This is a genomic window from Methylocystis sp., from assembly GCF_021731785.1.
Taxonomy (GTDB): domain Bacteria; phylum Pseudomonadota; class Alphaproteobacteria; order Rhizobiales; family Beijerinckiaceae; genus Methylocystis.
Window position 1 is genome coordinate 1 of record NZ_JAKFWS010000196.1, and the last position, 5,992, is coordinate 5,992.

At 60.3% G+C, this 5,992-nt stretch carries 6 protein-coding genes and 1 pseudogene; 5 read left to right on the forward strand and 2 right to left on the reverse strand.

The window, feature by feature from the left end; translation table 11 throughout:
- From QZ964_RS21685 to QZ964_RS21400, 4 genes are all read left to right on the forward strand, one after another.
- A partial coding sequence (locus QZ964_RS21685) for a DUF6880 family protein (RefSeq protein WP_367119309.1) occupies positions 1–93 on the forward strand: 93 nt, incomplete at its 5' end.
- Positions 94–517: 424 nt separating this feature from the next.
- Entirely contained in the window at positions 518–1,363 is an 846-nt protein-coding gene (locus QZ964_RS21690) for a hypothetical protein (RefSeq protein WP_196391675.1), read from the forward strand.
- Positions 1,364–1,431: 68 nt separating this feature from the next.
- A complete protein-coding gene (locus tag QZ964_RS21395; protein ID WP_154454069.1) occupies positions 1,432–1,884 on the forward strand; it encodes a Spy/CpxP family protein refolding chaperone in 453 nt (150 codons plus the stop codon).
- A gap of 536 nt (positions 1,885–2,420) precedes the next feature.
- Positions 2,421–2,693 carry a hypothetical protein gene (locus tag QZ964_RS21400; RefSeq protein ID WP_154454068.1) on the forward strand — a complete coding sequence of 91 codons (273 nt, stop codon included), beginning with the start codon at positions 2,421–2,423 and terminating at the stop codon, positions 2,691–2,693.
- Positions 2,694–3,038: 345 nt separating this feature from the next.
- On the opposite strand, the pseudogene QZ964_RS21405 reads toward QZ964_RS21400, so the two are convergent.
- Positions 3,039–4,418 (reverse strand): annotated as a pseudogene (locus QZ964_RS21405) (IS1182 family transposase).
- Here QZ964_RS21405 and QZ964_RS21410 point away from each other — a divergent pair.
- Positions 4,320–4,571: a hypothetical protein gene (locus QZ964_RS21410; protein ID WP_195838315.1), complete on the forward strand. Its 252-nt coding sequence runs from the start codon at positions 4,320–4,322 to the stop codon at positions 4,569–4,571. The pseudogene QZ964_RS21405 and the gene QZ964_RS21410 sit on opposite strands and share 99 nt — an antisense overlap.
- Before the next feature lie 8 nt (positions 4,572–4,579).
- On the opposite strand, the gene QZ964_RS21415 is transcribed toward QZ964_RS21410, so the two are convergent.
- Positions 4,580–5,992, reverse strand: a 1,413-nt coding sequence (locus tag QZ964_RS21415; RefSeq protein ID WP_292534411.1) for a copper-translocating P-type ATPase, incomplete at its 5' end; no start/stop codon positions are given.

The following is a 5,992-nucleotide window of genomic DNA, read 5'->3' on the forward strand; positions in this document are numbered from 1 at the left end:
GATTTCGGACAGCATGAAACGCACGAAGCTTTTGTGGCGCGGATGCGCGGCAAGCACGGCAAGAAAAGTTCGTTCTGGAATCTTCTGCCATGAAAGTTCCCGCGCATCGGACCTCAAAACATAGGTCCGGAATCGGGAGGCAAACCGGTCTTTGCGTGACCCGACTGCTTATGGGAACGATGCGCCATTTGCTGACCTTCTCGGGACGCCGAAACGATGTCCGTCAAAATCTGCCAGCTTTTTCCGAGCCGACACTTCCGGTGAGGTTTCGCAGTAGCCGCACGATCAGCAGCTTCGAGATGAAGACGAGAAATATTCTGTGCGAATGACGCCAACGAAAAGGCTCATTCCTCACACAAACAGAACTCTGGCTGGGACGCCCTGCGGCGGGCCGCCGCGACGTCTCGCCCAGATTCAATTCAGGACCGCTGGCAAGCGGGAATGATGGCGCATGCTCTAGCCGTTCAAGCTATTCGTAGTCGCACTTGTCGCGCTTTCGCTAGCGTTGGATGGGGCTTTGGTACCCGCTTTCGGCGGCGGCCATGGCGGCTTTGGCGGCGGCGGGCATGGCGGCTTTGGCGGCGGCGGACATGGGTTTGGCGGCGGCTTTGGGGGATTGCCCGGCTTCGGTGGCGGACGTGGTTTCGGCGGGGGCCATGGCTTTGGCGGAATCCCTGGCTTTGGCGGCGGGCGCGGCTTTGGCGGCCAACGCGGCTTTGGTGGAATCCCTAGTTTGGGCGGCGGGCGCGGTTTTGCGAGCCCGCGCGGCTTTGGTGGAATTCCCGGCTTGGGCGCTGTGGCGGGCGGCGCTTTCGCACGAAGCGCCGGCTGGGGAGGTTACGGCGGAGGCTGGGGAGGTTACGGTTGGCCCGGATACGCTTGGGGCGGCTATGGCTGGCCCGGCTATGGCTGGGGCGGCTATGGTTGGCCGGGTTACGGTTGGGGGCTGGGCGTGGCCGGGCTCGGGCTCGGGTTGGCGAGCGCCTATTCCCCATATTCGCCCGTGGCCTTCGCGTATCCCTACTATGCCTCGCCCTTTTACTGGGCCGCATATCCGCTCTACGGGTGGGGCGGCTACGGCTGGGACGGCTATGGTTGCTGCGGCTGGGGCGGTTACGATTGGGGATTGGGCCTGGCCGGGCTTGTGCTTGGCCTAGGGCTGACGAGCGCCTTCTCCTACCCGCTCTATGGAAGCCCCTTTTACGGCGTGCCTTATCCGCTCTATGGCTCTGACGTTCCGCTCGCCTATGCGCCGCCGCCTTACGTTTACGGCGTCGGCCCGGTCTATGGCTATGGCTATGAGTCCGTGGCCTATGACTATGCGCCTGTGACGGCCGTCTCCTACGGCGTGCCACTCTGGTGAGCAGCCAAAAGATCGTTGCGGTCAGGAATGGCGGCGGGCGTAACGCCCGACCCATAAGAGGAAGCATCATGAGATCAAGCACACTCGCAATCGCGTCAGCGGCGCTACTGAGCGTTTTGAGCCCCGCCGGCGCGCAGGATCCCGGCGCGATCAGGCAAGGGGGCGCGGCGACGGCGGGGCAGGCCATGATGTGCCGCGCCTATGAGCGCGTCGAAGGTCAACTCGCCTACATAAAGACGGAGCTCAGGATTACAGCCGCGCAGGAGCCTCAGTGGAACGTCTTCGCCAATGTCTTCCGGGCGAATAAGGAAAAGCAGTATCGGAGCTGCAGAATGGCGCAGGAGCAGAATCGCTCGATGATGTCCGCCAGCTTACCGGAGTCAATCAAGATCAAGGAAGATCACTTGAGCGAAGAGCTAGAGGCCTTGCGCGTGCTGGACGCGGCGCTACAGCCGCTCTATGCGACCCTGAGCAAGGAGCAGAGGAAGACCGCCGACGAGATCTTAAAAGGAGCGTCTTGAGCGAGAATTTTTACATCGCGCCCGGGCCATGAACCGGGCTTTGTGAATGGCTCCTCAGGGTCAAAAGCCGCCTGCAATACTAACGCCCCGTGGACGCGTCATTCGATGGGATGCAGGCTCTGGGAACTGATCGGGGGCTGTACCGGCGGTAGCATTTTCTTAAGAAATTGAGCGTCGCATGATCCTGCAACGTCAGGCGCTCCTTTTCTTAACGCCGCAAAGTTTTGAGAACGTAAAGCAGCTTGGCGTTGCACCAAAATTCCCCCGCCGTGGATTCGTGAGCAAGTCGCCCATGCCCCGGCGCTGGCCTCTGTTCGAAAGACAGTCGAGGTTTGGCTGTGCTCATCCGCCCGGTGGGCGCATGTGATCGGCGAGGGAGTCCGTCGCACATGCCCCCGCGCTGGTGTGGCACTAGTGGAGTTGCTCTAGATGCATCAGCAGTTGCCATGAGCCAACGGTTAGCGCCAGCGTTATGCCTAGTAGCATAATGGCGACCAAGACGCGCGCTGCTTTATTGGAGAGCATGGCGAGACTCCGTGAAAAAGAATGCCATTAATTTGCCATTTGATCTGTATTTTATTGGTCCCCATGTGGCTGCTTGCCTGATTCCAGCGCCCCAACATTGGAGGCTTGCTATGTCGGAAGAAATCAAAAAATTAACAGCCTCGAAAGAAGCAGACCTATTCGACTCCGCAAAGCTATTAAAGCAGTTGCACGATGAAATTTTGGCACACATTAATTTGGCGCACACTAAGAAGTTCGACGAACTGATCACAAAAATGTCTTCAAGCACGCACTCACTGACCTGAGCTTCTGCGTCTCAATAAGATTGAGCTTGACCGCTATACTTTTACTCACCATGAGCAAAAGACAAACGGCGAAGGTCGAGCGGCTTTCGTCTTTTGATACGGCTTCCCCATTGGAGGGCCTAGAAAACCAAAAGCCGCAGGCGACGCGCCAAGCCGGATATGCCGCCAAAAGACGAAGAGCGATCCACGCGGCGCTGGTCGAGACGATGTAGATGTGTCGGTAATGCGCCGATTTCGTTGAAAAAGTCTGGGAGATAGGGCCGTCGGCCTCCGTGGAGGTGTTTTTCAGGCATTGGACTGCGCGTTCTTCGGCGTGGTGGCGGCAACGCCGCCATAGTGTGCGGCTTATGCCGCCATTTCGAACTCTGGGGGTCTCAACCGCGCGAGACGTCGCAAGTTTTGCGCGGTCGCGGCGAGCAGGAACTCGTCCTTTGCGCCACATGGACCCCGTAGCCGCAAGCGCCCGAGTCGCAATATGCGTTTGAGATGGGCGAACAGCATCTCCACCTTTTTGCGTCGCTGACAGGCCGTTTCAAATTCGGGCGTTCCAGCAAGCGCCCGAGCGACATCGCGGGAATCTTCCTCCAGATCGCGTGGAATCTTCCGCGCCACAGCGTTCGGGCAACATCTCGCTTTGAGTTCGCAAACGTCACAATCCTTCTTGCTCGCACGGTAACGACGCGTGCCGTCAGCCCCGACGCCGGTGCGCGGCGTGGCGTAGGCGCGCCGGAACTGAACCAGCTTTTTTTCAGCCGGGCAGATATAGCAGTCGGCCTCGGGATCGAACGTGAAGTCTGAACGCGAGAACGTGCCGTCGGTTCGCGTCGACTTATCGAAAACGGGAATGTACGGCGTGATCCGCTTCTGCTTGACGAGCCAGGCGAGATTATCCGCCGAGCCATATGCGGTGTCGGCGACAAGATAACCCGGCTTCAGGCCGAAGCGCTCTTCGGTGCGCTCTACCATCGTTCTTGAAGCGCCGACCTCGGCCTGTCGGACGGCGCGCGTTGCTTCGACATCGACGATCACGCCGTGATCCGTATCGATCAAATAATTGGTCGCGTAGGCGAAGAACGCGTGGCCTTTATGCGCGCCGGTCCATTGCGCCGCGGGATCCGACCGCGCGATGAACTTCGGCGTCACGGGCGAAGCCGCGCCGAACGCGGCGTCATCGAGCGTTGCAAGATATTCGCGCGCCGCGCGGCACGCGTCATCTTTGATTTCGCCGGGGTCCCAGTCGCTGCTCGGAACTGAGCGCTGCTTGTTGGCGTCGGCAGCGATCAGACTTGCATCGACGGCGAAGCCGTTAGCGCTGACAAGCCCTTCCGCCATGCAACGCTCGACGATGGATTCAAAGAGCTGGCGCAAGATGTCGCTCTCGCGAAAGCGGCCATGCCGGTTCTTGGAAAACGTCGAATGGTCTGGGACTTTGCCGTCCAGGCCGAGGCGGCAGAACCAGCGATAGGCGAGATTGAGATGCACTTCCTCGCACAGGCGGCGTTCCTACCGAATGCCCAGGCAATAGCCGACAAGAAGCATGCGGATCATCAGCTCCGGATCGACTGAAGGGCGGCCAGTGCTGCTGTAGAAGGGCTTTAACGCGGCGCGAACGCCTTCGAGATCGAGATGCCGATCGATCCCGCGCAATTGATGGTCCTTCGGCACATGATCGTCGAGGCAGAAATCATAAAAAAACCGAGCGGCTGCTGTCTGAGCTCCCATCATCGCCGCTTCTCCTGCAAATTAGCAGGAAAAGTGAATCACGACCCGTGGCGCCCGGCAACAATCGAGTTTTTCAACAGTATCCGCCATTTGCAGACCTTCGGCTACGCGCCGGAAGTCGGCAAGGCCAGGCTCATTGCGCCGGACAACCCATAGCCTTCTGCTTAGGTCGAATATGGCGGCATCTCAATTTTGGCCTTTGGTTGGATCTCCGCTTGCCTCAGTCGCAGAGAATTGATGACGACGCTGACTGATGACAGCGCCATCGCCGCGGCGGCGATCGTCGGCGATAAGAGTAGCCCGAAGGTCGGATAGAGCGCGCCGGCCGCAATGGGCACGCCCGCGACATTATAAATGAACGCAAAGAATAGATTCTCGCGGATGTTGCGCATCGTCATCTTGGAGAGGCGTCTGCCACGCATAATGCCCCGGAGATCGCCCTTCAACAAAGTCACTCCCGCGCTCTCGATCGCGACATCGGCGCCGGCACCCATGGCGATGCCGACATCGGCCGCGGCCAAGGCGGGGGCGTCATTCACGCCGTCTCCCGCCATGGCGACGATTCGACCCGCCTCGCGCAAGCGGGTCACGACTTTGCTCTTATCCTCGGGCAGGATCTCAGCTTCGATCTCGCCGATCCCCAAGCGCTTGGCGACCGCGCGCGCCGTTGTCCAGTTGTCGCCGGTGAGCATCACGACAGCGACGCCATCTTCGCGCAGCGATTGCAGCGCGCCTTCCGTCGTCGGTTTAATCGGATCCGCAATGGCAATGACGCCAGCAATCATTCCGTTGATCGCCACGAAGATCGCTGTCGCGCCGTCTTCCCGCAGGCGTTCAGCGTCGCTATCGAGCGGCGTCGCATCGACGCCGAGCTCCACGAGATATCGACGATTGCCGATCGCGACCGCTTTGCCTTCGACCCGGCCGATGACGCCCTTGCCCACGGGGGAATCGAAATCCGTCGCGCCCTTGAGCGCGAGCCCGCGCTCGGCTGCGGCCTGAACGATCGCCAACGCCAGCGGATGCTCGCTGCCGCGTTCAAGACTCGCCGCCGTCGCCAATAGATCGTTCTCTGCAATGCCCGCAACGACGCGGATGGCCGTGACGCGCGGCTTGCCTTCGGTGAGCGTCCCGGTCTTGTCCACCACCAGCGTGTCTATTTTTTCCAAGCGCTCCAGCGCCTCGGCGCTTTTTATCAGCACGCCCGACTGCGCGCCGCGTCCCACGCCGACCATGATCGACATCGGCGTCGCAAGACCGAGCGCGCAGGGGCAGGCGATGATGAGGACGGAAACGGCTGCAACTAGCCCAAAAGTCATACGTGGTTCCGGTCCCCACATCGCCCAGGCAAGAAATGCTAGAACGGCGACGAGAATGACGACGGGCACGAACCATCCCGCCACTTGATCGGCGAGGCGTTGTATTGGCGCGCGGCTTCGTTGCGCGGAAGCGACCATCTCGACAATCCTTGAGAGCACGGTGTCGTGGCCAACCTTCTCGGCGCGCATCACAAAGCCGCCAGTCTGATTGAGCGTGCCGCCAATGACGTTGTCGCCTGCAGTCTTGGTCACCGGCAT